The organism is Pseudomonas sp. B37(2017) (genome assembly GCF_002112885.1).
GTDB classification, from domain to species: Bacteria; Pseudomonadota; Gammaproteobacteria; order Pseudomonadales; family Pseudomonadaceae; genus Aquipseudomonas; species Aquipseudomonas paraglycinae.
Window position 1 is genome coordinate 121,305 of the sequence record NZ_NEIX01000011.1, and the last position, 26,280, is coordinate 147,584.

Consider the following 26,280-nt stretch of genomic DNA (forward strand, 5'->3'; position numbering starts at 1 on the left):
CTCTCAGGCCAGCAACTCCCCCGCCACTTTCGCTCTGACGGCCTTGCCCGCCAGTTGCTCGACCAGCGTCAGCGCAAACGCGAGCACGGCGCCGGAACCTTGGGCGGTGATGCAATTGCCGTCCACCACTACCGGTTGATCAACAAACGTGCAACCGGAGAGGTTATGGCTAGTGGCGGGCAGGCAGGTCATCCGGCGTTGACGTAATACACCGAAGCTTTGCAGGGCGACCGCCGGGGCTTCGGCGATGGCGGCGAAAAGTCGTCCGGCACTGGCCTGGTCCTTGAGCAGTTGTTGCAGAGGCTGGTGCGCGGCCAGGTGTTGTGCGCCGACCGCTCCGCCCGGCAGGACGATCAGGTCGAAAGTCTGGGCCAGAACATCAATGAGCATGCCGTCGGCAGTCAGGCGCGTGCCTCGGGCGCAGGTCAGCATGCGCCGGCCTTCGATGCTGGCCGCCACCACTTCGATGCCGGCGCGGCGCAGCACGTCGATCAGGGTCACGCATTGCAGATCATCGATGCCCTCGGCGAGGGTAATCAGGGCTCTAAAGGTCATGGGCGCCATCCGCTGGGTGATCTTTAAAGCGTAGTCAGCTTTACCCTGCCCTGTTCGGCGACAGCCGTTACTTGATGTAAAGCTGGGTCGACATCGTGTTGCGCGGGGCGTTGATCGAGGTGTTGCTGAAGGTAAAGGTGCCTTCCTGACGAGTCGTCAGATCGAAGGTGTACAGCGAACCGACGGTCTTCGCGCCTGGCGTGCATTCGGTCAGGTTGCCATTATCGAAGGCACAGACCGGACTCCGGGTGCCGTTCACTTCGAAACCGTCCAGCGCTGCCTGAGGCTGACTCTGGCCATAACCGATTTCCAGCACGTACACCTTGATGCCCGGCGCGCTGTGATCGCAACGGGTCTGCACCTGGCCATCGGTAATGTCTTCGAGCCCGCAGGACGACGACTGAACCTTGATGACTTTCACCTCGCTCAATGGCGGTGCCGACGCTGCGAGTGCCGCCGGTACACCGGCCAGCAGCAAGGCCATCAGTCCAGCGGTCTTCATCCAACCCTTGTTCATGCGATCCATCCCCGAAAAAACAGCGCGCAGTATGGCGTAGTTAGTCGTGGTGCAAAACTTCGCCGACGATCGACACCAACATCCGCCATCTTCCTCACGCTGCTGGTATGATGCGCGGCTTTTTCCGGCCCACCACAATTTTCCAGGCGCTTGCGACGGTCTGTGCTTTGCTGTTGAGGTCGATACATTCACGGCGCCACGCGCGCCACGGGGAGCAGACATGCTGGAAAGGCTGTTTCAACTCAAGGCACACAACACCAACGTGCGGACCGAGATTCTCGCGGGCGTCACGACCTTCCTGGCCATGGCCTACATTCTGTTCGTCAACCCGAGCATCCTCGGCGAGACCGGCATGGACAAAGGCGCGGTGTTCGTCGCCACGTGCCTGGCAGCCGCCATCGGCTCCACGGTCATGGGCCTGATCGCCAACTACCCGATCGCTCTCGCACCGGGCATGGGTCTGAACGCCTTCTTTACCTACACCGTCGTGCTGCACATGGGCCACACCTGGCAGGTAGCGCTGGGCGCGGTGTTCATTTCGGCCGTGTGCTTCTTCCTGCTGTCGATCTTCCGCATCCGTGAGTGGATCATCAACAGCATCCCGCTGCCGCTGCGTTCGGCAATTGCTGCCGGTATCGGCCTGTTCCTGGCGCTGATCGCCCTGCACAACGCCGGTATCGTGGTCAGTAACCAGGCGACCATGGTTGGCCTCGGCGACCTGAAACAACCGGCCCCGATCCTCGCCACTCTCGGTTTCGCCCTGATCGTTGCCCTTGAAGCCCTGAAAGTGCGCGGCGCAGTGCTGATCGGCATTCTCGCGGTGACCATCGTTTCCATCGTGATGGGCTTCACCCCGTTCGGCGGCGTGACCTCGATGCCACCTTCGCTGGCCCCGACCTTCCTGCAACTGGACATCAAGGGCGCACTGGACATTGGTCTGGTCAGCGTGATTTTCGCCTTCCTGTTCGTTGACCTGTTCGACAACTCCGGCACCCTGATCGGCGTCGCCAAGCGCGCCGGCCTGATGGGCAAGGACGGCCACATGCCGAAAATGGGCCGTGCGCTGATCGCCGACAGTACCGCTGCAATGGCCGGTTCGCTGCTGGGTACCTCGACCACCACCAGCTACATCGAATCCGCTGCGGGCGTGAGCGCCGGGGGCCGCACCGGCCTGACCGCCATCGTCGTCGCGATCCTGTTCCTGCTGGCGTTGTTCTTCTCGCCGCTGGCCTCCAGCGTACCGGCGTTCGCCACCGCGCCGGCGCTGCTGTTCGTCGCCGTGCTGATGACTTCGGGCCTGGCGGAAATAGACTGGGAAGACATCACCGTCGCCGCGCCGGTTGTGGTCACCGCTCTGGCGATGCCTTTCACCTATTCCATCGCCAACGGCATCGCCTTCGGCTTCATCGCCTGGACTGCGATCAAACTGCTGTCCGGCCGCGCCCGTGAGCTGAACCCGGCGCTGGTGATCCTGTCGATTCTGTTCGTGATCAAGCTGGGTTGGTTCAACGCATGACTTTTGATTCCCAGGCCTACGCCGCACAACTCGAAGACAAGGTCACGCGCCTGCGTGACCTGCTGGCCCCGTTCGATGCACCGGAGCCGACAGTTTTCGACTCGCCTTTGCAGAACTTCCGTCTGCGCGCCGAATTCCGCCTGTGGCGCGAGGGCGGTGAACGTCATTACGCGATGTTTTCCCAGGACGACAAACGCACGCCGATCCTGATCGAGGAATTCCCGATCGCCAGCCTGCGCATCAACCAGCTGATGCCGCAATTGAAGGCTGCCTGGCAGGCCAGCGCGGCGCTGAGCCACAAGTTGTTCCAGGTGGAGTTTCTGACCACCCTGGCCGGCGACGCGATGATCACCCTGTGCTATCACCGTCCGCTGGACGAGCACTGGCACGCGGCAGCCACCAAACTGGCGGCGGATCTGGGCGTCAGCATCATCGGTCGCTCCAAGGGCAAGCGCGAAGTGCTCGGCCTCGATTACGTGGTCGAGAAACTCGAAGTTGGCGGTCGCACATTCAGCTATCGCCAACCGGAAGGCGCGTTCACCCAACCCAATGGCACCGTGAACCAGAAGATGCTCAACTGGGCATACGAAGCGCTGGGCGATCGCAGCGACGATCTGCTGGAGCTGTACTGCGGCAACGGTAACTTCACCCTGCCGCTGGCAACCCGCGTGCGCAAAGTGCTGGCCACCGAAATCAGCAAGACCTCGGTCAATGCCGCGTTGAGCAACCTCGTCGAAAACGCTGTGGATAACGTGACTCTGGTGCGCCTGTCCGCCGAAGAGCTGACCGAAGCCCTGAACGAAGTTCGCCCGTTCCGTCGCCTGCACGGCATCGACCTGAAAAGCTACGAGTTCGGCAGCGTGTTCGTCGACCCGCCACGGGCCGGCATGGACCCGGACACCTGCGAACTGACCCGTCGCTTCGATAACATCCTGTACATCTCCTGCAACCCGGAGACACTGGCGGCCAACATCGCCCAACTGCACGACACGCACCGTATCACCCGCTGCGCGCTGTTCGATCAGTTCCCGTGGACTCACCACATGGAATCCGGCGTGCTGTTGACCCGACGTTGATCGCAGGTGCCAGATACAAGAAAGCCGTCCTGACCGACGGCTTTTTTGTGCCTGTTCATAACACCGGATCAATCTTGCGCGGGCGCCCGCCCTTCCTGCCGTTGGCCCGCGCAGCTTCAGCTTTCGCGGTGCTGCTCTGGCGACCATTGCGCGAAGCGATCACCGAGGCGGCCATGGCCATCAATGGTTGACTGGCCGAGATCATGCCGGCGATGGAAACCTGCAGATCCTTGCCGTCGTGGCACAGCGCGGTGCCGGCAAAGCCGACGTGCAATCCGCTGAAGTCTTGCGGTTCGAAATCATCGAATTCCCGGTAGAGATTCACTGGCAGCAATACGCCGCTGTCGTCCTCGAAGTGAATCACCAGGCAGGGTTTCTGAAAAGCCACTGACACAGCTTGCAGGCTGCTGCGACGGCGCACGCCGCCACGGTCGACGGCTTCGTCCAGACGCTTTTCCGTGACGGGCCGATCCGCGTGCAACGCGGCTTTGACTGTTTTCATAATTCTATTTCCACTCCTTCGTGAGCGCCGACCAGGGCCAACAGGGTTTTGTTGACCTCAGGCTCGTAATACGCCGATCCGATCCTGAAACTCGTGCTGGTAACCTCCCGCAGCACCGCCACCTGATTCGACTGCCCGTCCCACCACTGATTGTCGAGACAGGCGGTGCGCAATCGAGTCCACCAGATCCAGCGCGCCCGCCGCAGATGATCGGTTTCACGCAACGACTGGCGCAGTCCTTCAAGCAGGGCAACCGGCGGTCGATGCGACAACGGCACCACATCCCACAGTTCGACGCCGTTGTGCCAGAAACTGAATTTGAAGCGGGCGCTCCAGGCGCCTGCATCCACATGTGCGTGGGGCGGGCAATGTTCGTCACGCAACATGATCACCACTGACAGTCCTTTGTAACTGCATACCTTCATGCTAACCCATCCGTTAGGTTTAAACGTTTCAACACTTGCCATTCCCTGGCAAATCCGACCATCGGCGCCAACGCCTGCTGTGGCCGTTACCTTTCGAGCCTAGTGCGGGAGCCGAAAAAGCCGCGGGCAAAATGGTAAGCAGTTCTTTCGCAGCGGCCGCGCATTTGCTACATACGAAGACTCATTCCCCGGTGTAATCAATCATGCAGCGACACTTCGACGATCTTCAGCTGGGCAGCATCGAGTTGTTTTGCCTGGCCGCCGAGTGCGGCAGTTTCACCGGCGCGGCGCAGGCGGCTTCGGTGACACCGGCAGCGGTGAGCCGCTCGGTATCACGCATGGAAGAACGCTTGGGCGTGCGGCTGTTCGCGCGCACCACCCGCAGCGTAAAACTGACCGACAGCGGTCGGCGCTACTACGAAGAATGCAGCCAGGCGCTGGCGCAACTGGTCGAGGCGCAACGGGAAGTCATGGGCCAGCAGCAGGAACCGTCCGGCACCCTGCGTATCAGTATTCCTACGACCTACGCCCATCATCGGATCCTGCCGCTGCTGCCGGCCTTTCGCGCGCGCTTCCCGCAGGTGAAGGTCGACATGCACATCAGCAACCGCAACATCGACTTCGTCGGCGAAGGCTACGACATGGCGATCCGCGTGCGGGCGATTCCCGATTCGGGCCTGATCGCCCGCCATCTGGAGGATGCGGCGCTGGTGATGGTCGCCAGCCCCGATTACCTCAAACGCGCCGGCACGCCGCAGACCCTCGAAGACCTCGAACAACACGAATGCATTCAGTACGAACTGCCCAGCAGTGGGCGGCGGATCACCTGGCTGTTTTACGACGAAGACGCGCCACGGGAAATCCTCGCCGAGGGCAATTTCTGCTGCTCGGACGATGTGCTCGGTGGCGTGACCCTGGCCAGGCACGGTGCCGGGTTGTTCCAGACCTATCGCTTCATTGTCGAAAAAGAACTGGCCGATGGCTCGCTGATAGAAGTGCTCAAACCCTACAGCGGACGCTCGCGGCCGTTCACTCTGCTGTACCCGCAGAATCGCCACATGCCGCTGCGCGTCAGGGCTTTCATCGATTTTCTGGTGGAGCAATTGCCGCACTGATTCTCACCTGTGTGCGATCACCGCACACAAAACCAAGCTGTCGATGCAGAGCAATTGATTAAAGTAACCATCTAGTACAATTTAACTCCACAGGTCGAAACCCTCGGCCCAAGCCAAAAACAATAAGTGGAGTTTGCCCCCATGCCCCCTATCGTTCTGGTGCTCAACGGCCCGAACCTGAACCTGCTCGGCACCCGTGAACCGGCGACCTACGGTCACGAAACCCTGGCCGACATTTCTGCCCTGTGCGGGCGTGCCGCCGAAGAGTTCGGCTTGGCCGTGGAGTTTCGCCAGACCAACCACGAAGGCGAACTGCTCGACTGGATTCACGGCGCCCGCCAGCGCTGCGCCGGCATCGTGATCAACCCGGCCGCCTGGACACACACCTCGGTAGCGATCCGCGACGCACTGGTCGCCAGCGAATTGCCGGTGATCGAAGTGCACCTGTCCAACGTCCATGCCCGCGAACCGTTCCGTCATCATTCGTTCGTCTCGGCCATCGCCACTGCCGTGATGTGCGGCTTTGGCAGCCACGGCTATCGCCTGGCCCTGGAACATTTCAGCCAGCGGCTGAAGGGGTGATCCGCATGAACCGCAACAACGTGATACTCGCCGGGCTGATCGGCGCCGGCATCCAGGCCTCCCGCACCCCGGCGCTGCATGAACACGAAGGTGACGAACAGGGCCTGCGCTATCTGTACCGACTGATCGATCTCGATCAACTGCAACTCGACAGCAACGCCCTGCCCGACCTGCTGCTGGCCGCCGAACGCATGAATTACACCGGGCTGAACATCACCTTCCCGTGCAAGCAGGCGATCATCCCGCTGCTCGATGAATTGTCTCCGGAAGCCCGAGGCATCGGCGCCGTGAACACGGTGGTGCTGAAGGACGGCAAACGCGTCGGCCACAACACCGATTGCCTGGGTTTTGCCGAAGGTTTTCGTCGCGGCCTGCCAGACGTTGCCCGCGAACGTGTGGTCCAGATGGGCGCCGGTGGTGCAGGCGCGGCGGTGGCCCACGCCTTATTGAGCGAAGGCGTACAGCAACTGAGCATTTTTGATGTGGACATGGAGCGCGCCGAAAGTCTGGCCAACAACCTCAACCAGCATTTCGGCGCTGGCCGCGCGGTTGCCGGGCATGATCTGGCGAGCACACTGAGTCAGGCCGATGGCTTGGTAAACACCACGCCGATGGGCATGGCCAAACTGCCAGGCATGCCTGTGCCGGTGGCATTGCTGCGGCCCGAGTTGTGGGTAGCGGAGATCGTGTATTTCCCGCTGGAAACCGAACTGCTGCGCAATGCCCGCGCCCTGGGTTGCCGAACCCTGGATGGCGGCAACATGGCGGTGTTTCAGGCAGTAAAGGCGTTTGAGCTGTTCAGCGGCAAAGTGCCGGATGCGCAGCGAATGCTCGCGCATTTTCAAAGCATGAATGGATAAAACCGTGAGGGGGCGACGCCCCCTCGTCTCCGGTCACGCCTGCAAGTAGCGCAGCACCGACTCGCAAATCATCTCGCGATGACGCTGCTTGATGCTTTCGTCCGGCAGGTCGATCTGAAAGATCTCACCGAACGTGTGGCGGTTCGATACGCGATAGAAGCAGAACGAACTGATCAGCAGATGCACGTCCAGCGCGTCGAGCCCGGCGCGGAAAACCCCTTCATCGGCACCACGACGCAGAATCTCGCCCAGGGAATCGAGGATGGTGTTGTTCATCGCCTTGATCGCGTCGGAACGCTTCACGTACTCGGCGTTGTGGATGTTTTCAATGCTGACGATCCGCACGAAATCGACGTTGCGATCGTGGTGATCGAAGGTGAACTCCACCAGACGCCGGATCGCTTCCACCGGCGGCAATTCGGCCAGGTGCAGGCGGTTTTCGGTGCTGCGGATATCACCGTAGAGCTTCTCCAGCACCTCGACGTACAACTGCTCCTTGCTGCCGAAGTAGTAATAGATCATGCGCTTGGAGGTGTGGATGCGCTCGGCGATCGCGTCGACGCGAGCACCGGACAGACCCTGCTGGACGAACTCGACGATCGCCTCCTGCAGGATATTCTCGCGGGTCTTTTCCGGGTTGTTCTTGCGACTTTTGCGCGGCTCTACCGCTGGTAGATCGGGGGCTGCGGAAAGTTCTGAAGTCATCGTCATTGCGGGCTCACGGCCATCACTGCACAGGCTGGCGATTATGGGCCGCGCGCCCCAGTGAAGGAAGCCGCGCGACCCGTGTTTAATCCCGCGTTTACGAATTTCCTACAACTTGGCCTGGCGAACCGCGCCACTGCGTGATTTGGCCATCGCCGCCAGCCGCACCGCGACGTTGGCCGCGCCATAACCCGCGTAACCGTTCTTGCGCTGGATGATCTCGAAGAAGAAACGCCCTTCGAACGGCTCGGTGTAAACGTGGAACAACTCGCCGCCTTGTGCATCGCGGTCGTACAGCACGTTGTAGTACGCCAGCTCGCTGAGGAACTCGTCATCGAAATCGAAGCGCGCCGCCAGGTCGTCGTAATAGTTCAGCGGGATATCCAGCAGCGGCACACCCGCCTCCTTCGCGCGGCTGACTTCGGCGAAGATATCGTCGCAATCGAAAGCGATGTGATGCACCCCGGAGCCGCGATAACTCGACAGCGCGTGTGAGATCGCGGTGTTGCGGTTCTCGGAAATGTTCAGCGGCAGACGAATCGAACTGTCACGGCTACGCAGCGCGCGACTCTTCACCAGACCGTAAGGATCGGGTAGGACCACTTCATCGTCGGCCTCGAAATCCAGCAGGCTCTTGTAGAACAGCACCCAGCTGTCGAGGCTGTCCGCCGGCAGCGCCATGGCCATGTGATCGATGCGCTTGAGCCCGCCGCGCGCCACAGCATCCGGCAGCAGATTGAAGTCGGTGCCGTAGACATCCGCCTCCTGATCCACCAGATAAATCAGGCTGCCGTCCGGCGCCCGCACCGCTGCCAGTTCCAGCTCGTTGGGGCCGACCAGTCCGCGATACGGCTGACCTTTATAAGCGACGGCCCGGGCCAGCGCGCTGGCGCTGTCCTTGACCCGCACGGCAGTAGCGCACAGCGACGGGCCATGGGCCTCGAAAAAGCTGTGGCCGAACGAATAGGGTTCGGAGTTGAGGATCAGGTTGATATCGCCCTGCCGCAACAGGCTGACGCTCTTGGAACGATGCTGCCCAGCCTTGACGAACCCCAGCCGCTCCAGCCAGTTCGACAACTTGGCGCCGAGGCTTTCATCCACGGCGAACTCAAGAAACTCGATGCCGTTGTATTCGCTGGCCTTCGGCGTTTCGAAGAGGATGTCGCGGTTATCCACAGGGCGGATTTCCTGCTCCAGACGCTGGCGGGTTTTCTCCTCCAGATAAAGGAGCGAACGCAGACCATCGGCGGCATTGGCGCGAGGCGGTGCGGCGCGGAAGCCGTCGTTGAAGATTTCCAGCGACAGTGGCCCGGTGTAGCCACTCTGGATGATTGGCGCGAGGAAACCCGGCAGATCGAATTCGCCCTGCCCCGGGAAGCAGCGGAAATGCCGGCTCCACTCCAGCACGTCCATCGCCAGGATCGGCGCATCGGCCATCTGCACGAAGAAAATCTTGTCGCCGGGAATCTCGGCAATCGCCCGTGGATCGCCCTTCAGCGACAAGGTATGGAAGCTGTCGAGCAACACGCCGAGGGCCGGGTGATCGGCCTGACGCACGATGTCCCAGACCTGTTGATAAGTATTGACGTGACGGCCCCAGGCCAGCGCTTCATAACCGATACGCAAGCCACGGGCGCCAGCGCGCTCGGCCAGCAGGCGCAGGTCGTCGATGAGGATCTGTTGCTCGCCGATACTGTCGGGGGAGGCATTGCTGCAGACCAGCACCAGGTCGGTGCCCAGTTCCTGCATCAGGTCGAATTTGCGCTCGGCCCGCTCCAGGTTGCGGTCCAGACGATCACGGCGGCAGCCTTCGAAATCGCGGAACGGCTGAAACAGCGTGATGGCGATTCCGAGGTCGGCGCACATCTGCCGGATTTCCCGGGGGCTGCCGTCGTAATACAGAAGATCGTTCTCGAAAATCTCCACCCCGTCGAACCCGGCGGCGGCAATGGCTTCGAGTTTTTCCGGCAGGGTTCCGCTCAAGGAGACGGTGGCAATGGATCGCTGCATGTTTCAACTCCCGGTGGAGACGTCGGCTACGAAAATTGCGCCGCTTTTATAGGGTGAGCGAATTATTGGTCCCGGTTTATCATTGAGCAATTTAAAGTGTACTACCCGGTTAGTTTTGCGTGCGATTATCGAACACAATGCCGGTTTGGCGAATTGACGATTTTTCGTCCACTGCCCAACATCCATCTCACCTTGAGTCCGGAACTGAACCACCGGTCGCAGCGTGCACAAAAAAAGCACACCAAATAACAAATCCAAAAACGGGTGGAACACATGATTCCTTCACAGACTTCCCGCATGGCTCCGGCCATGAGCACTGCCACGGGTGGCATCGGCGACAAGATCCGCGGCGCCATGGCCGTCGGCAAGACCCGTTGGGGCATGCTGGCGCTGGTGTTTTTCGCCACCACCCTGAACTACATCGACCGCGCCGCCCTCGGCGTCATGCAGCCGATCCTCGCCAAGGAAATGAGCTGGACGGCGATGGACTACGCCAACATCAACTTCTGGTTTCAGGTCGGCTACGCGATCGGCTTCGTGCTGCAAGGACGGCTGATCGACCGGGTCGGCGTCAAGCGCGTGTTCTTCTGCGCGGTGCTGCTCTGGAGCCTGGCCACCGGCGCCCACGGTCTGGCGACCTCGGCGGTGGGCTTCATGGTCTGCCGGTTCATCCTCGGCCTGACCGAAGCGGCCAACTACCCGGCCTGCGTGAAGACCACGCGGCTGTGGTTCCCGGCCGGTGAACGCGCCGTGGCCACCGGCATCTTCAACGCCGGCACCAACGTCGGCGCGATGTTCACCCCGATGCTGCTGCCGCTGATCCTTCACGTGTGGGGCTGGCAGGCTGCGTTCCTGTGCATGTCGGCACTGGGCGGGATCTGGCTGCTGTTTTGGGGCCTGAAGTATTTCAACCCGGAAGATCACCCGAGCGTTAAACAGTCGGAGCTGGAATACATCCAGAAAGAAGTCGAACCGGAACAGGCCCGCGTGCCGTTCTCGAAAATCCTGCGGATGCGCGGCACCTGGGCCTTCGCCCTCGCCTACTCGCTGACCGCGCCGGTGTTCTGGTTCTACCTGTACTGGCTGCCGCCGTTTCTCAATCAGCAATACAACCTGGGCATCAACGTCACCCAGATGGGCATTCCGCTGATCATCATCTACGTCACCGCCGACTTCGGCAGCGTGGGCGGCGGGATTCTGTCTTCGTTCCTGATCGGTCGCGGTATGAACTCGATCAAGGCGCGCCTGCTGTCGATGTTCCTGTTCGCCTGCTGCATCATCGGTGTGGTCATGGCCGCCGGCTCAGCCAACCTGTGGATCGCAGTCGCCGCCATTTCCCTGGCCATCGGCGCGCATCAGGCCTGGACGGCGAACATCTGGAGCCTGGTGATGGACTACACGCCCAAGCACATGATGAGCACGGTGTTCGGTTTCGGTGGCATGTGCGCGGCGATCGGCGGGATGTTCATGACCCAGATCGTCGGCCATATCCTTACCGTCACCAACAACAACTACACCGTGTTGTTCACCCTGATCCCGGCGATGTACTTCATTGCCCTGACCTGGATGTACTTCATGGCACCGCGCAAGATTCCTACCGTTACCGAATAACCTGCCCTTCCTTGTGGGAGCGAGCTTGCTCGCGAATGCGGACTGACATTCAGCACTGACGTTGAATGACACACCGCCTTCGTGAGCAAGCTCACTCCCACAGTGGTTTTCAGCGCCGGCTCTGCTGCCACGCTGCCGCCAGCCCGCTGCAACAGATCGCCGCGATCCCGATCACGGTCATCAGGGTCGGCGTGTGAGCAAACAGTAACCAGCCCAACAGCCCCGCAAACACGATCTGGCAATAACCGAACGGCGCCAGCAACGCCGGCGCAGCATGGCGGAACGCCTGGGTCAGAAACAGGTGCGCGGTCATTCCGCAACTGCCCAGCGCCAGCATCAACAGCGCATGCCCCAGGCTCGGCACCTGCCAGAAGAACGGCACCAGCGCACTCATCACCAGCGTGTTGCACAACCCGGCGAAAAAGTTGCTGGTGGTCGGGCTGTCGATTTCCGCGAGCTTGCGGGTGAGCAACTGATAGAAGCAGAAAAACAGCGCCGAGCAGAACGGCAACAGAATCGCTGGGGTGAACAAGTCACCGCCCGGATGGACGATGATCAGCACACCGATAAACCCGCACACCACCGCGATCCACTGACCGCGCGTCACCCGTTCCTTGAGCAACGGCACCGACAGCGCCGTCACCAGCACCGGCGCAAGAAAGTTGACCGCCGTGGCCTCGGCCAGCGGGATGTACAGCAACGCTGTGGTGAAAAACAGGCTGGTGCCCAGCAGACAAAGCGCCCGCGCCAACTGCCACAACGGGCGCTTGGTGCGCAGCACGCGCAGCCCGGACTGCGGCAGGAAAATCCCCGCCATCAGCAGCGTGTGCACCAGATACCGCGCCCACACCACCATGACGATCGGATAAAAACCCGAAAGGTATTTCGACAGCGCGTCGTGGCTGGAGAACAGGAAGGTTGCCACGACAATCAGCAAGATCCCCTTGAAGGGTTGGTTGACGCCGGAAAGCGGAGTGCTGACGGTCATTGGCTCTCTCTGAATGAAAAATAAACGGTGACAAGGACGCAGGCGCCCTCGCCCCTTGAAGCAGACTTAAAGCCGGGCCAACAATTCCCGCGTCCGGTCGATTGCCATTTGCGCCCGCTGCAAACCACTCACGCCTTGCTCCAGCAATTTGACCGTGGGAATTTCCAGACTCAGGGGAAGGTTAGCCGGAAGACTGCGCAACAAACCGCTCAAGTCACAATCACCCTCGCCGGGAAACCGTCGTTCATTGCGGGCCTGACGCAAGATCTCGGCCATGTCCGTCGGCCTCGGCCCGGCAACATCGCACAACTGTGCATAGCGCAGCCGCGAGGCTGGCACACCGGCCAGATCTCCCAGCCGCGATCCGGAACGGTCGAAGTGAAACGCATCGACCAGCACCGCCCCGTTTTCGCGCCCGGCGTTGTCGACGATGCGCAACGCCTGCTCGAGATTGCGCGCATCGGTCCACGGCATGAACTCCAGATGCGGATGCAAACCATAGGGCGCCGCCAGATCGCAGAGGGCCGCAAAATTATCGGTGAGCCGCAGCTCGTCAGGATCGTTACCGGCGACCAGCAATTCACTGGCACCGAACTCCGCGCCGACGCTGAGCAGCTGCTCGAAATCCGCGACCACTGTCTGCGGCTTCAAACGCAGGATTTCCACGTCGAGCACGCCGATGCCGGTGTCACGCAAACGCGCCAGTGTCTGACGCCGCAAACCGCCATCGGCTACCAACGGGAAGTGATATTCCTCGGGCGTCGCCGGCTCCAGACGCAGGCCGACATGACTGTAACCGGCACGGGCCGCGACCTCGACCATCTCGGGTGGCGACAACTCCAGCACGGTCAGGCTGGCCAGGGACAGAATTCGTTCGCTCATGTTCAGGCCTCGATCTGCGCAGGTTCGGTGGCGCGACCGCTGGCCGCTGCTTCACGGATGGCCTCGACCAGCGCCAGCGTGCGGGCGGCATCGGCGGCACTCACCAGCGGTTCAACCTCCCGTCGCGCCACGCGGACGAAATGCTGCAACTGCAATCGCAAGGCTTCGTCAGGCGTGAACGGTTCGTCGACCGACATCAACGGGTCATGCCAACCGGCGTCCACCTGATCGGCGCGGTAATGCCAGCGCTTGAGTTGCGGAATGCTCAAGGCGCCGGCCGTGCCCGCCAGCAAGTAGCAAGGCTGATCGGCTTGGCGCGGATAGGCCGGGTTCTCCCCGGAGTTCAACTCCCAGCTCCACGGCGCCGCCACCGCATCGGAACCAGTCAGGGAGCCAAGCGCTCCGCCATCGAATTGCAGCAGGATCGCCGCGCTGTCTTCATTGGCAAAACCGCGCACCGAACGGTCGGTGATTGCCTGCACCGAACGCACTTCACCGCACAGATGACGCAGTAGATCGAGGTCGTGGATCAGATTGGTCAACAGCATGCCCGCGCCCTCTTCGCGCCGCCACGCGGTTTCGAAATACTGGTCAGGCTTGCGCAGCTGGAACAACGCAGTCACCAGAGTCAGCCGTCCCAGCGCTCCCTCCTTGACCAGTTCATGGGCCCGCACGATCAACGGATTGTGCCGCCGATGATGACCGACCAACACCGGCACGCCGCTGCGCTTCACCGCTGCCACCAGTTCCCGCGCTTCATCCAGGTTTACGCCCACCGGTTTTTCCAGCAACACCGGAACACCAGCGGCCAGGCAATCCAGCGCGGTGCTGACGTGCTGATTATTCGGACTGGCGACGATCACTGCGTCTGGCCGGTTCTGCTCCAGCATCTGACGGTGATCGACGAAATACGCCACACCCCACTCCGCCGCCAGGGCCGGTGCCTGAAGGCCGGGATCGGCCAAGGCGCATAACGTGGTCTCAGTGAGATGTTTCAGCTGCCGGTAATGTTGCTGGCCCATGTTACCGGCGCCGATCAGGGCGATTCGAAGGGGCGGGTTCAAGGTGCGATCCTCTTGTGATTGTTGTGGGAAAACTCACTCCTTCAACAATTTAGAATCCGGTTCCAGATTCTCACACCCACCCGACTGAAAAGTGGGCGAACAGCGCACAGCTTTGCTTAAACGAACAACTCCGAGGCCAGGCTGGCCGCCGACAATTCCTCGGTGAACGTCAGCAGCAACGGCGCCAGTTCATGCAATCGCGCCCCCGGCATCCGTGCGCTTGGCCCGGCGATGCTGAGCACGCCGATCACCCGGCCATCGGCAGGATGTTTCACCACGGCAGCAATCGCCGAAGTGCCGACCGCCGAACTTTCTTCCACACAGGCATAACCCTGTTCCCGGGCCACGCGCAGGCGTTCGAGCAGTTCAATATTGGAGCGCGGCGCATTGGGCCCGATATCCGCCGGTACCTCCGCGCCCTGGCGCTCGACCAGCGATAACGCCTCGGCGTCGCTCATGCACGCCAGCCACGCATGGCCCGACGCTGTGTAGAACAGCGGCGCATCGCGGCCCATGTCCGGGTCGTAACGCAGGCCGGTGCGGGCGCCCTGAGCCTTGGCGATCCAGGTCTGGCGTTCGCCGTCGATCACCCCAAGGCGCACCAGCTCACCGGTTTCCTGGGCCAGCCGATCGAGCACCGGCTGCACGATGTCGGCCCCGCTGCTGGACAAGTACTGAAAGCCCATCGCAACCAGTTTGGTCGACAGGTGATAACGCAACGTTTCCGGATTCTGCCGCACGTACCCCAGGCGGATCAGCTCGGCGAGCAGGCGGTGCGTCGCGCTCTTCGGAATGTCCAGTTGCTCGGCCAGGGTCTGCATCGGCAGCCCGCGCGGATCACTGGTGAGGCTTTCCAGCACGCTGAAAACCCGTTCGATTTGACTGCCGGCCATGGTGCGCTCTCGGTGAAATTTCGCCGATTCTAGAAGACATCCCGAGGAATGCGAAATCTGGAACCCGGCGTCCGATAACCGCCCACTTTGCGCGCCAGTCGGTTGATCTGCTTCGCCTGCACTGGTTATTTTCTGGAACATGATTCTAAAAACAATTGATTGCTGGAGCCCTTTCTGATGCCTGCCCTTTCCGATATCGACTGCGACGTTCTGGTGGTCGGCTCCGGCGCCGCCGGTTTGTCGGCCGCCGTCACCGCTGCCTGGCATGGCTTGAAGGTCATCGTGGTGGAAAAGGATCCGGTGTTCGGCGGCGCCACCGCATGGTCCGGCGGCTGGGCTTGGGTGCCATGCAATCCGCTGGCCCGGCGCGCCGGGATCGTGGAAGACGTGGAACTGCCGCGCACCTATCTGCGCCACGAACTCGGCGAGCATTACGACCCGGCCATGATCGACGCCTTCCTTGAGGCCGGTCCGCGCATGGTGGCGTTCTTCGAACAACACACCGCCCTGCAATTTGCCGACGGCAACGCCATCGCCGACATCCACGGCGAAACACCGGGCGCCGGCACCGGCGGACGCTCGGTGATTGCCGCCCCCTATGACGGACGAAAGGTCGGGCGCCTGCTCAAGCGTCTTCGCACAACCATGCGCGAAACATCGTTCATGGGCATGCCGATCATGGCGGGTGCGGACCTGTCGGCGTTTCTCAATCTGACCCGCTCGTTGTCGGCGGCCTGGCACGTGACCCGGCGTTTCACCCGCCACCTGCTGGACCTGGCGCTGCACGGCCGGGCGATGCAACTGGTCAACGGCGTGGCGCTGGTGGCACGGCTGGCGAAGTCCGCCGAAGACCTCGGCGTACTGCTGTGGGAATCGGCGCCATTGACCGAACTGCTGCGCGACGATTCACGCATCACCGGCGCTCGCGTGAACACCACAAAAGGCCCGGTCAATGTCCATGCCCGCAAAGCCGTGGTGCTCGCCGCTGGCGGATTTGCCAACGACATCGAGCGGCGCAAAGCGTTGTTCCCTCGCACGCCCACCGGTCATGAACATTGGGCGCTGCCACCCTTGGGAGTGGATGGCGACGGCCTGCGATTGGGAGAAACCGTCGGAGCCCGGGTCAACACCGAAGTGGCCTCGCCCGTGGCGTGGGCGCCGGTCTCGCAGGTGCCACATTCCGACGGCAGCATCGGCCATTTCCCACACATCATCGAACGTGGCAAACCGGGCGTCATCGGCGTGCTGCGCAACGGCCAGCGCTTCGTCAACGAAGCCAACGGCTATTACGACTATGTCAGCGCCATGGTCGCCGCGGCCCCCGAAGGTGAAGAGGTCGCGTCCTGGCTGATCTGCACCCGCGCGTTCCAGCGTCGTTACGGGCTCGGCATGTCTCGGCCGTTTCCGGTGCCGGTGTCAGGTTTTATCCGCAGCGGCTATCTGAAAACCGGCAATACCCTTGAGGAATTGGCCACCGCATGCGGCATCGATCCGAACGGATTACGCGCCACTCTCCATGACTACAACCACCATGCGCGGCACGGCGAAGATCCGCTGTTCGGTCGCGGCTCGACCCCGTACAACCGCAAACAGGGCGATCCGGCGCAACAGCCCAATCCGTGCGTGGCGCCCATCGAACAAGGCCCGTTCTACGCGGTGAAGGTGCAGCCGGGCTGTTTCGGCACCTTCGCCGGGCTCAAGGTCAATCCGCACGCGCAAGTGCTCGACGCCGAAGACCGGCCCATCACCGGGCTCTACGCCGCCGGTGGCGACATGGCCAGCATCATGGGCGGGCATTATCCGGCGGGCGGGATCAACCTCGGCCCGGCCCTGACTTTCGGTTACATCGCAGCCCGGCACATGGCGGGCGTCACGGCTTTCGAACAGGAGATCGACCATGCAGCACATCGTTAACAGACAAGGACTGAACCTGCCAAAACTCGGCCTCGGCACCTGGCCGATGCTCGGCGACGAGTGCACCCGCGCCGTGGAGCAAGCCCTGGAACTCGGTTACCGACACATCGACACGGCGGCGGCCTACAACAACGAAGACGCAGTCGGACAGGCGCTGGCGAATACGCCGACACCCCGCGAGCAGATCCACGTCACCACCAAGGTCTGGTGGGACCAGTTGCAACCGGATGCCATGCGTCACTCGCTGGAGCGCAGCCTCAAGGCGTTGCGCAGCGAGTACGTCGACCTGTTCATGATCCATTGGCCGACCACCGACTGGGATTTGCCGCGCACCCTCGAAACCCTCGCGTCGTTCAAGGAACAGGGGCTGGCTCGCAACATCGGCGTGGCGAATTTTCCGCTGCCGCTGCTGCGCAAAGTCGTCGAGGAATACGGAATTCCTCTGTCAGCGATTCAGGTCGAGTACCACGTCCTGCTCGGACAAAACGCCCTGCTCGACTACGCCCGTCAACACGATCTGGCGCTGACGGCCTACACGCCACTGGCACGTAACAAGGTCTCGGAAATTCCGCAGATTCAGCAGATCGCCGAAAAACACGGCGTGCTGCCCACTCAAGTGGCGCTGAAATGGCTGCTGGATCAGGACAACGTCGCGGCGATTCCCAAGGCCAGCAGCAAGACCAATCAACTGGCCAACCTGGCCTCGCTGAATGTCGAACTGGATGACGACGACCGGGCGCTGATCGCTGCGTTGTCCAAGCGCGAACGTCAGGTCAGCCCGGACTTCGCGCCGGTATGGGATGCCTTCGACCGCTAAAATCTGACCCGGCGAAAGAAAACCGCCGGCGGATTGAATTCCCGGCGCTCGCGCTCGTCAATAACAGGCCCGACCTCGTCACCCCGAGGCCGGGCCTTTGTGCGTGTGTACGAATAGACGGACGACCGGACTGGCGCCACACTCACACACCAGCAACACTCATCACCACGATCAGACAGAGGATTCCCACATGCTATGGAAAAAAGGCCGACGCAGTGACAACGTCGTCGACGCCCGTGGCGATGACATGGGCGGTGGTGGGGGCATGCGCTTCGGCGGAGGCAAGGGCCTGAGCCTCGGGGCGATCCTGCTGATCGTCGGCATCGGCTGGATCACCGGGCAGGACCCGCTGCAGATCCTCGGCCAGCTCACCGGGCAGATGACCGAACAATCGGCTCCTACTTCGCAAACCCGTCAGGCACCGCCGGCCAACGATGAACAGGCCGAATTCGTGCGCTCGATCCTCGGCGACACCGAAGACACCTGGGGCGCAATCTTCCAGCAGGCCGGCCGGCAATATAAGGATCCGACCCTGGTACTGTTCAGCAACCGGGTCAATTCCGCCTGCGGTCTGGCGACCTCGGCCACCGGCCCGTTCTATTGCCCGGCGGACCAGAAAGTCTATCTGGACATGGCGTTCTTCCAGGAAATGGCCCAGCGCTTCAAGGCCGCCGGCGACTTCGCCCAGGCCTACGTGATCGCTCACGAAGTCGGACACCATGTGCAGACGCTTCTCGGCGTCTCGGCGAAAATTCAGACAGCCCGCCAGCAAGGCCGGCAGATGGAAGGCGACGGTGGTCTGCTGGTGCGTCAGGAACTGCAAGCCGATTGTCTGGCCGGGGTCTGGGCCTACAACGCGCAGAAACGCCTGAACTGGCTGGAACCGGGTGACATCGAAGAAGCCTTGAACGCAGCGAACGCCATCGGTGATGATCGCCTGCAACAACAGGGTCAGGGCCGTGTGGTGCCGGACTCGTTTACTCACGGTACGTCGGCGCAAAGGGTGCGCTGGTTCAAAACCGGATTCGCCCAGGGCCAGGTCGGCCAGTGCGATACCTTTGCGGCGAAAAACCTGTAAATGCATAAATGGCTGTTGGCTTTTCTGTTCATCGGCGGCACCGCCCAAGCGGCCGGCGTCGACGCAATCAGTCCCGGGCGCCTGCAATTGCAGGCCGGCGAAATGGCGGTGGGCATCGGCCCGGCGCCGGCGAAAATCGAGCGCGTGCTGATCGTCATTCATGGCCGTCTGCGCAACGCCGAGACCTATCGCAAAAGCGGCGAAGTCGCGGCGGAACTGGCCGGGCAAACCGCCAACACCTTGGTGATCGCCCCGCAGTTTCTCAACGAAAGCGACGTGTCGCTCTACTCGTTACCCGCCAGCGTGCTGCGCTGGCAAGGCAACGACTGGATGGGCGGCGGGTTATCCACAGGGCCGAATCCGCTGAGTTCCTACGCCGCACTGGACGAAATCGTCGCGCGGCTGAGCGATCGCAAGCAGTTTCCGGACGTGAAGCAGATCGTGATCTTTGGCCACTCCGGCGGCGCCCAGGTGGTGCAGCGTTATGCGCTGCTGGCTCAGGAACAACCGGCGCTCAAGACCGAAGGCATTCGCTTGCGTTATGTAGTCGCCAACCCGTCGTCCTACGCGTACTTCAATGAGCAACGTCCGGTGGCCTTCGATCATGCCAAGTGCCCCGGTTTCAATCGCTGGAAGTACGGTCTGGTGGACCCGCCGATCTACTCGGGTGGGCAAACGCCCGCGCAGCTTGAAGGCCGTTACGTCAAACGCGAGGTGATTTATCTGCTGGGCCAGCAGGACACCGACCCGCAACACCCGGCGCTGGACAAGAGCTGCGCCGCCAAAGCCCAGGGGGCTTATCGACTGGAACGCGGGAAGCTGTTTTTCAGTTACTTGCTGCGTCGTCACCCTGAAGGGGTCAATCAGCGCCTGATCGAAGTGCCCGGCGTCGGGCATAACGGCGACGGCATGCTGACCTCGCCGGAAGGCCAGAAAGCACTATTCGAGCAATAAGTTGTTGGGTGGATGGTCTGGCCTCTTCGCGAGCAAGTCGAGTCGTCGCACCGCCGCTCCCACATTTGGAATGCGTTTCCCTGTGGGAGCGGGCTTGCTCGCGAAGGCATCCGTGCAGACAATGCAGGCCTCAGGCGAACAACATTCGCCGCAACTCCACACAATCCTTCGCATGCCAGTCGGTCAGCTCCGGCCACGGATTATCCGGCAGGTTCACCAGCACCGTGTGCGTGCCCGCCGCCCGGCCGCAATCAAGATCAAACCGGTAATCTCCGACCATCACCATCTCGCTCGCCGGCACTTGCCAGGCCTCGGCCAGTTTCAGCAGGCCACCGGGATGCGGTTTTGGCTGTGCTTCATCGCGACCCAGCACATCCTCCACCGCAAAACAGTCGGCCAGGCCGATGGCCTCCAGCGTCACATGAGCCAGCTCCCGCGCATTGCGGGTCAGGATGCCCAGGCGATAACCCCGGGCGTGCAGGTCGCGCACCAGCTCCACCGCGCCGACCGCCGGGGTCGAGCCGAGCGCCAGATCGCGCTCATGTTCCAGCAGCCACGCATGTTTCGCCGCTGCTTCCTCGGCGGGCAACGCCGCGAGGTGAGTGAGGATGTCGTCCTCCGGCGGGATCGACAACGCCACGCGGATCGCCGCGAAGTCGTGCACGGCGACGGTCAGGGTGCCGTCCATGTCGAACACCCAGTGCCGCACATCCGCCAGACTCATGCCCAGTCCTTGCGATGACGGATCAGGCCTTCCTGGGTCACCGACGCCACCAGTTGCCCGGCGCGGTTGAACACGCTGCCCCGGGAGAACCCGCGCGAGTTGCCGGCCCACGGACTGTCCATGGCGTAGAGCAACCAGTCATCGGCGCGCAGGTCATTGTGGAACCACAACGCGTGGTCGAGGCTGGCGACCTGCATGTCTTTCTGCCAGACCGATTTGCCGTGCGGCAGCATCGAGGTGGTCAGCAGGCCGAAGTCCGAGGCGTAGGCCAGCAGGTATTTGTGCAGCGCCGGGATATCGGCCAAAGCGCCGTCGGCACGGAACCACACGTACTTGACCGGATCCGCCGGTTGCGGGTTGTACGGGTCTTTTTCAGTGACCGGGCGCACTTCGATCGGCTTCGGGCACAGCAGCTTTTCGCGCATATGTTCCGGGATCAGGTGCGCGCGTTGCTGGGTCAGTTCCAGCTCCGACGGCAGGTTTTCCGGGCCGACAACCTGGGGCATCTGGCTCTGGTGTTCGAAGCCTTCTTCGTCGTACTGGAACGAAGCGCTGCAAGTGAAAATCGGGTGGCCCTTCTGGATCGCGGTCACGCGGCGGGTGCTGAAACTGCCGCCGTCCCGCACGCGGTCCACCGAGTAGACCACCGGCAACTTGGCATCGCCCGGACGCAGGAAATAACCGTGCATCGAATGCACATGACGCGTTTCTTCAACGGTCTGACTGGCCGCCGACAGCGACTGGCCGAGCACCTGGCCGCCGAACAACTGGCGAAAGCCCAGATCCTGGCTGCGACCACGGAACAGGTTTTCCTCGATCGGTTCGAGGGTCAGCAGATCCACCAGATCTTCCAACACTTGGCTCATTCAGACTCTCCTCACACAAAGCTATGCCGCGCAGTCTTGGCTGCGGCGGGGGATTCAGGTTCTGGCCGGCGCCCCCAGGGTGCCGGCCATTGTAAACGTCCGCGCCTGCTTATCCATGCAAGGTTTCCAGCCACTGCTCCCTCGTGATGCGGTACAACACATGTCGCCGTAACGGGTGACCGTCCGCGAGACGCGGGTGGTCGAAATCATCCTGCGGGGCGTGGTGCATGCCGATCGCCTGCATGACTTTCTGCGACGGCAGATTGGTCTCGCTGGTGAACGACACCACTTCATTCAGCGCCACCCGGTCAAAGCCGCAACGCAGAGCGGTCCACGCCGCTTCGCTGGCATAACCAAGGCCCCAATGTTCCTTGGCCAGCCGCCAGCCGATTTCCACCGCTGGGGTGAACGGCGCATCGAAGCCGACCACGCCGAGCCCGGTAAAACCGATGAACTCGCCGCTGTCCTTGCGCTCCAGCGCCCACAGGCCGTAACCGTGCTCGGCAAAGTGCCCGCGCACCCGGCCGATCAGCGCGGCGCTTTCCAGCCGGCTCAAGGGCGCGGGGAAGTAGCGCATCACCTGCGGGTCGGCGCACATGGCCGCGAACGCCGGCAAATCCTCGTCCTGCCATTGGCGCATCAGCAGCCTTGCGCTTTCCAGCTCCAGTATCGGTTCCATCCCGCCCCTCCGCTTGATGCCGTCAGTCTACATCGCTGTTAGGCTTTGCACTCTTTCCTGCAGCCTTTATGAATAGTCCACCATGCCGTTGCCGCTGATCTACCACGAAGACTACAGCCCGGAATTTCCGGCGGATCACCGCTTCCCCATGGACAAGTTCCGCCTGCTGCGCGATCACCTGGTGGACAGCGGCCTGACCCGCGACGAAGACCTGTTGCGCCCTGAACTGTGCCCTGCCGACATTCTCGCCCTTGCCCATGACCGCGGTTATATCGAACGCTACATGAGCGGCGAGTTGTCCCGCGAAGACCAGCGGCGCCTCGGTCTGCCGTGGAATGAAGCCCTGGCTAGACGCACCGTGCGGGCGGTCGGCGGATCGATTCTGGCAGCGGAGAAAGCGCTGGAACATGGCCTGGCCTGCCACCTCGCCGGTGGCACCCATCACGCCCATTACGACTACCCCGCCGGCTTCTGCATCTTCAATGACCTGGCGATCATCAGCCACTACCTGCTGCAAAGCGGCCGGGTGAACCGGGTGCTGATCTTCGACTGCGACGTGCATCAGGGCGACGGCACTGCACGGATTCTGCACAACACCCCGGAAGCGATCACCGTTTCCCTGCACTGCGAAAAGAACTTTCCTGCACGCAAGGCCGAAAGCGACTGGGACATTCCGCTGCCCAACGGCATGGGCGACGCCGATTACCTGAAAGTTGTCGATGACGCGCTCAACTATCTGCTGCCGCTGTATCAGCCGGATCTGGTGCTGTACGACGCCGGCGTCGACGTGCACAAGGACGACGCCCTCGGTTATCTGCAACTGACTGACGAAGGCGTCGCCGCCCGCGATGAAAGCGTGATGCGCCACTGCCTGGGCCGCGACATCCCGGTGGTCGGGGTGATCGGCGGCGGTTACAGCAAGGATCGCCAGGCCCTGGCGCGCCGCCACGGCATCCTGCATCACAGTGCGCAGCGCGTCTGGCAGTCATCGGGTTGTCATTGAGTTGTGCTGCGTTACCCACAATGGCTGTGGAACGGCCTGTGGATAACCTGAGCGAAAGGGACTACAGCCCAAGCTGAACATGGCTTGCAGCGCGCTGGTTGTTTTTTGATCAGACCTTTCGATCATCACAAATCCCTGTGGGAGCGAGCTTGGTCCGGGCGGTGATCCGACGATGGCGTCAGTACATTCAACATTTAACTGAATGACTCACCGCTTTCGCGAGCAAGCTCGCTCCCACCCGGTTTCTGCGCTGTTAGAATGCGCGCCATATTTCGTCAGACCGCAGCGCACGCCATGACCCAGATTCACGCCACCTCTCCCGCTCACGTCGCCATCATCGGCGGTGGCCCCGCCGGCCTGATGGCCGCCGAAGTGCTGAGCCAGGCCGGAGTCCGCGTCGATCTATACGACGGCATGCCTTCGGTGGGCCGCAAGTTCCTGCTGGCCGGGGTCGGCGGCATGAACATCACTCATTCCGAAGCCTACCCGGCCTTCCTCTCGCGCTACGCCGAACGCGCCCCGAACATCGCCCCGCTGCTGCGCGCGTTCGACGCCGATGCGCTGTGCCGGTGGATTCACGAACTGGGCATCGAAACCTTCATCGGCAGCTCCGGCCGGGTGTTCCCCACCGACATGAAAGCCGCGCCCTTGCTGCGCGCCTGGCTCAAGCGCCTGCGCGACAGCGGCGTGGTTATCCACACCCGCCACCGCTGGCTCGGCTGGGACGAAAGAGGCGCGCTGCGCATCGACAGCCCGGACGGCGAGCAAACCCTTACCCCCGACGCCACCCTGCTCGCCCTCGGCGGCGGCAGCTGGTCGAGACTGGGTTCCGACGGCGCGTGGATGCTGCCGCTGGAGCAACGCGGCGTAGGACTGGCGCCCTTGCAGCCAAGCAATTGCGGCTTCGAGGTGCAGGCCTGGAGCGAAGTGATGGTCAGCAAATTCGCCGGCGCGCCGCTGAAAAATATCGCCATCGGTTTGAACGACGACGTCCCTCGTCTGGGTGAATGCGTGATTACCGCGACCGGCATCGAGGGCAGTCTGATTTATGCGCTGTCAGCGCCGATTCGTGAGGCGATCAATGTGCACGGTGCCGCGACCATTCACATCGACCTGCTGCCCGGCCGGCCTGTGGATAAATTGCAGGCGGCGTTGAGCAAACCACGGGGTTCGCGCTCGATGGCCAAGCATTTGCACAGTCAGGTCGGGATTGATGGGGTGAAAGCGGCGCTTCTGCGAGAACTCACTAATGCTGCGACATTTGCTGATCCGGCGTTGTTGGCCAGGGCGATCAAGGCTTTGCCGCTGACGCTGGTGAAAACCCGACCGCTGGACGAGGCGATCAGCAGCGCGGGCGGTGTGACATTCGAGGCGATGGATGAGCGGATGATGCTCAAGGCGTTGCCGGGGGTGTTTTGTGCGGGGGAGATGCTGGATTGGGAAGCGCCGACGGGCGGGTATTTGCTGACAGCGTGTTTTGCCAGTGGCCGGGCGGCCGGAGCTGGAATGCTGGACTGGTTGAAACAGCGTAACTGATCGTTCCCGCATTGCGCGGGAACGACCCTGTCTGACGCTTAAGGCTTACGCTTGCGCGGCCCGGTATTAAACACCGGCACCTTGCGCACAGGCTTGATCGAAGGCTCCGGCGCCTGAGTCTCGCCGCTGTCCACCCACTTGCCCAGATTGCGTTTGCCACCACCACCACCACCACCACCACCGGAAGCCTTGGGCTTTTTCGGTTTCTTCGGCTTCTTGATCACCTGGCCACTGGCATCGGTGTCTGGCACACGGTGCTCCGGCACGAAGTCCGGCTCAACCTCACGCTTCAACGTGCTGCGGGTCAGCATTTCAATCGCCGACAACATGTTCACTTCATCAGCGCACACCAGCGAAATCGCCTCACCGGTCGAACCCGCACGGCCAGTCCGGCCGATACGATGAATGTAATCCTCGGCCACGATCGGCAGATCAAAGTTGACCACCAATGGCAGGTCTTCGATATCCAGACCACGGGCAGCCACATCGGTGGCCACCAGAATCTGCACTTCGCTCAGTTTGAAACGGTCCAACGCCCGCTGCCGGGTCGCTTGCGGCTTGTCGCCGTGGATGCCGTCGGCGTTCACGCCCAGGCCCTGAAGTTTCTCGACCAGCGCGTCCACACCGTTACGGGTCTTGGCGAACACCAGCACTTGCTTCCACTTGTTCTTGCGCATCAGGTGCACGAACAGTTCCGGCTTGCGCTTCTTGTCCACCGTCACCACCCATTGCTTGACGGTGTTGGCGGCCACGTTGCGCGGGCTGACTTCGATGCTCTGCGGATCGTTGAGCATCTGCCCGGCCAGCAGGCGGATGTCATCGGAGAAGGTTGCGGAGAACAGCAGCGTCTGACGTTTCTTCGGCAGCGCGCGGTAAATGTTCGCCAGCTCTTCGGAAAAGCCCAGGTCGAGCATGCGGTCGGCTTCGTCCAGCACCAGGGTTTGCAGCTGATTGAACTTCAGCGCGTTCTGGCGGAACAGGTCGAGCAGACGGCCCGGGGTCGCGACCAGCAGATCGACGCCGCCACGCAGCTTCATCATCTGCGGGTTGATGCTGACGCCGCCGTACACCGCATACGTGCGCAGCGGCAGGTTTTCAGCGTACTGGCGCACGGCTTCGTGGACTTGTTCGGCCAACTCGCGGGTCGGCACCAGAATCAGCGCACGCACCGAGTTGGCGGTGACTTTCGGCCCTTCCATCGCCAGCAGTTGCAGCAGCGGCAAGGCAAAACCGGCGGTCTTGCCGGTGCCGGTCTGGGCCGCAGCCATCAGGTCGCGACCGGCCAGCACGGCCGGAATGGCTTGCGCCTGCACCGGCGTCGGGGTCTGGTAGCCGAGCTTCTCGAGGGAGCGCAGCAAGGGTTCGATCAGGCCAAGGGTGGCGAAAGTCATGGGAGTACCGTAGGAAA

General features: G+C 62.1%; 26 protein-coding genes. 12 read left to right on the forward strand and 14 right to left on the reverse strand.

Annotated elements, in window-relative coordinates; translation table 11 throughout:
• Positions 1-3: 3 nt before the first annotated feature.
• Together CAF90_RS24015 and CAF90_RS24020 are read right to left on the reverse strand one after the other, a co-directional pair.
• On the reverse strand, positions 4-555 hold the full coding sequence (locus tag CAF90_RS24015; protein ID WP_085608790.1) for a DJ-1 family glyoxalase III: 552 nt from the start codon (positions 553-555) through the stop codon (positions 4-6).
• A gap of 67 nt (positions 556-622) precedes the next feature.
• A complete protein-coding gene (locus tag CAF90_RS24020) occupies positions 623-1,072 on the reverse strand; it encodes a DUF4879 domain-containing protein (protein ID WP_085608718.1) in 450 nt (149 codons plus the stop codon).
• A 220-nt stretch (positions 1,073-1,292) separates the two neighbouring features.
• Between CAF90_RS24020 and CAF90_RS24025 the strand changes: the two genes are divergently transcribed.
• Positions 1,293-2,588 carry an NCS2 family permease gene (locus tag CAF90_RS24025; protein WP_085608719.1) on the forward strand — a complete coding sequence of 432 codons (1,296 nt, stop codon included), beginning with the start codon at positions 1,293-1,295 and terminating at the stop codon, positions 2,586-2,588.
• A complete protein-coding gene (gene trmA, locus CAF90_RS24030; RefSeq protein ID WP_085608720.1) occupies positions 2,585-3,664 on the forward strand; it encodes a tRNA (uridine(54)-C5)-methyltransferase TrmA in 1,080 nt (359 codons plus the stop codon). The genes CAF90_RS24025 and trmA overlap by 4 nt, the downstream gene beginning before the upstream one ends.
• 55 nt (positions 3,665-3,719) lie before the next feature.
• Here trmA and CAF90_RS24035 read toward each other — a convergent pair whose 3' ends face one another.
• Positions 3,720-4,166: a hypothetical protein gene (locus CAF90_RS24035; protein ID WP_007951001.1), complete on the reverse strand. Its 447-nt coding sequence runs from the start codon at positions 4,164-4,166 to the stop codon at positions 3,720-3,722.
• Positions 4,163-4,591, reverse strand: coding sequence for a DUF4160 domain-containing protein (locus tag CAF90_RS24040; protein ID WP_085608721.1), 429 nt, complete (start codon positions 4,589-4,591; stop codon positions 4,163-4,165). Before CAF90_RS24040 ends, CAF90_RS24035 begins: the two co-directional genes overlap by 4 nt.
• A gap of 203 nt (positions 4,592-4,794) precedes the next feature.
• Between CAF90_RS24040 and CAF90_RS24045 the strand changes: the two genes are divergently transcribed.
• The 3 genes from CAF90_RS24045 (at position 4,795) to CAF90_RS24055 (ending at position 7,148) form a co-directional block, all read left to right on the forward strand.
• Entirely contained in the window at positions 4,795-5,706 is a 912-nt protein-coding gene (locus CAF90_RS24045) for a LysR family transcriptional regulator (protein WP_085608722.1), read from the forward strand.
• A gap of 141 nt (positions 5,707-5,847) precedes the next feature.
• Complete coding sequence (gene aroQ, locus CAF90_RS24050) at positions 5,848-6,288, forward strand: type II 3-dehydroquinate dehydratase (RefSeq protein WP_011336043.1); 441 nt, start codon at positions 5,848-5,850, stop codon at positions 6,286-6,288.
• Positions 6,289-6,293: 5 nt separating this feature from the next.
• On the forward strand, positions 6,294-7,148 hold the full coding sequence (locus CAF90_RS24055; protein WP_085608723.1) for a shikimate dehydrogenase: 855 nt from the start codon (positions 6,294-6,296) through the stop codon (positions 7,146-7,148).
• Positions 7,149-7,181: 33 nt separating this feature from the next.
• Here CAF90_RS24055 and CAF90_RS24060 read toward each other — a convergent pair whose 3' ends face one another.
• Both CAF90_RS24060 and quiC read right to left on the reverse strand, forming a co-directional pair.
• Positions 7,182-7,859, reverse strand: a complete 678-nt coding sequence (locus CAF90_RS24060) for a TetR/AcrR family transcriptional regulator (protein ID WP_085608724.1) — start codon at positions 7,857-7,859, stop codon at positions 7,182-7,184.
• A 102-nt stretch (positions 7,860-7,961) separates the two neighbouring features.
• Entirely contained in the window at positions 7,962-9,863 is a 1,902-nt protein-coding gene (gene quiC, locus CAF90_RS24065) for a 3-dehydroshikimate dehydratase QuiC (protein WP_085608725.1), read from the reverse strand.
• A gap of 273 nt (positions 9,864-10,136) precedes the next feature.
• On the opposite strand from quiC, the gene CAF90_RS24070 reads away from it, so the two are divergent.
• Positions 10,137-11,474 (forward strand): MFS transporter, encoded by a 1,338-nt coding sequence (locus CAF90_RS24070; protein WP_007958787.1) that lies wholly within the window; start codon positions 10,137-10,139, stop codon positions 11,472-11,474.
• A 109-nt stretch (positions 11,475-11,583) separates the two neighbouring features.
• Here CAF90_RS24070 and CAF90_RS24075 read toward each other — a convergent pair whose 3' ends face one another.
• From CAF90_RS24075 to CAF90_RS24090, 4 genes are all read right to left on the reverse strand, one after another.
• On the reverse strand, positions 11,584-12,462 hold the full coding sequence (locus tag CAF90_RS24075) for a DMT family transporter (RefSeq protein WP_085608726.1): 879 nt from the start codon (positions 12,460-12,462) through the stop codon (positions 11,584-11,586).
• Positions 12,463-12,528: 66 nt separating this feature from the next.
• Positions 12,529-13,344 (reverse strand): sugar phosphate isomerase/epimerase, encoded by an 816-nt coding sequence (locus CAF90_RS24080; protein WP_085608727.1) that lies wholly within the window; start codon positions 13,342-13,344, stop codon positions 12,529-12,531.
• A gap of 2 nt (positions 13,345-13,346) precedes the next feature.
• Complete coding sequence (locus tag CAF90_RS24085; protein WP_085608728.1) at positions 13,347-14,408, reverse strand: Gfo/Idh/MocA family protein; 1,062 nt, start codon at positions 14,406-14,408, stop codon at positions 13,347-13,349.
• 116 nt (positions 14,409-14,524) lie between these two features.
• The gene (locus CAF90_RS24090; RefSeq protein WP_011336050.1) at positions 14,525-15,301 is read right to left on the reverse strand and encodes an IclR family transcriptional regulator; all 777 of its coding nucleotides are present in this window, start codon (positions 15,299-15,301) and stop codon (positions 14,525-14,527) included.
• Between the two features lie 177 nt (positions 15,302-15,478).
• Here CAF90_RS24090 and CAF90_RS24095 point away from each other — a divergent pair, with 177 nt between their 5' ends.
• From CAF90_RS24095 to CAF90_RS24110, 4 genes are all read left to right on the forward strand, one after another.
• Positions 15,479-17,215: an FAD-dependent oxidoreductase gene (locus CAF90_RS24095; RefSeq protein ID WP_085608729.1), complete on the forward strand. Its 1,737-nt coding sequence runs from the start codon at positions 15,479-15,481 to the stop codon at positions 17,213-17,215.
• Entirely contained in the window at positions 17,199-18,032 is an 834-nt protein-coding gene (locus CAF90_RS24100) for an aldo/keto reductase (RefSeq protein WP_085608730.1), read from the forward strand. The genes CAF90_RS24095 and CAF90_RS24100 overlap by 17 nt, the downstream gene beginning before the upstream one ends.
• Positions 18,033-18,222: 190 nt before the next feature.
• The gene (locus tag CAF90_RS24105; protein WP_039771788.1) at positions 18,223-19,110 is read left to right on the forward strand and encodes a neutral zinc metallopeptidase; all 888 of its coding nucleotides are present in this window, start codon (positions 18,223-18,225) and stop codon (positions 19,108-19,110) included.
• On the forward strand, positions 19,111-20,064 hold the full coding sequence (locus tag CAF90_RS24110) for an alpha/beta fold hydrolase (protein WP_085608731.1): 954 nt from the start codon (positions 19,111-19,113) through the stop codon (positions 20,062-20,064).
• Positions 20,065-20,194: 130 nt separating this feature from the next.
• Here the strand turns inward: CAF90_RS24110 and CAF90_RS24115 are convergent, their stop codons facing one another.
• The 3 genes from CAF90_RS24115 to CAF90_RS24125 form a co-directional block, all read right to left on the reverse strand.
• Entirely contained in the window at positions 20,195-20,788 is a 594-nt protein-coding gene (locus CAF90_RS24115) for an HAD family hydrolase (RefSeq protein ID WP_085608732.1), read from the reverse strand.
• Positions 20,785-21,654, reverse strand: coding sequence for an acyl-CoA thioesterase II (tesB, locus tag CAF90_RS24120; protein ID WP_085608733.1), 870 nt, complete (start codon positions 21,652-21,654; stop codon positions 20,785-20,787). The genes CAF90_RS24115 and tesB overlap by 4 nt, the downstream gene beginning before the upstream one ends.
• Positions 21,655-21,763: 109 nt before the next feature.
• Entirely contained in the window at positions 21,764-22,333 is a 570-nt protein-coding gene (locus tag CAF90_RS24125) for a GNAT family N-acetyltransferase (protein ID WP_085608734.1), read from the reverse strand.
• 82 nt (positions 22,334-22,415) lie between these two features.
• On the opposite strand from CAF90_RS24125, the gene CAF90_RS24130 reads away from it, so the two are divergent.
• Both CAF90_RS24130 and CAF90_RS24135 read left to right on the forward strand, forming a co-directional pair.
• Positions 22,416-23,336: a histone deacetylase gene (locus CAF90_RS24130; RefSeq protein ID WP_085608735.1), complete on the forward strand. Its 921-nt coding sequence runs from the start codon at positions 22,416-22,418 to the stop codon at positions 23,334-23,336.
• Between the two features lie 294 nt (positions 23,337-23,630).
• Positions 23,631-24,872, forward strand: coding sequence for a TIGR03862 family flavoprotein (locus tag CAF90_RS24135; protein WP_085608736.1), 1,242 nt, complete (start codon positions 23,631-23,633; stop codon positions 24,870-24,872).
• A gap of 38 nt (positions 24,873-24,910) precedes the next feature.
• Here the strand turns inward: CAF90_RS24135 and CAF90_RS24140 are convergent, their stop codons facing one another.
• Positions 24,911-26,263: a DEAD/DEAH box helicase gene (locus CAF90_RS24140; RefSeq protein WP_085608737.1), complete on the reverse strand. Its 1,353-nt coding sequence runs from the start codon at positions 26,261-26,263 to the stop codon at positions 24,911-24,913.
• Positions 26,264-26,280 lie beyond the last annotated feature (17 nt).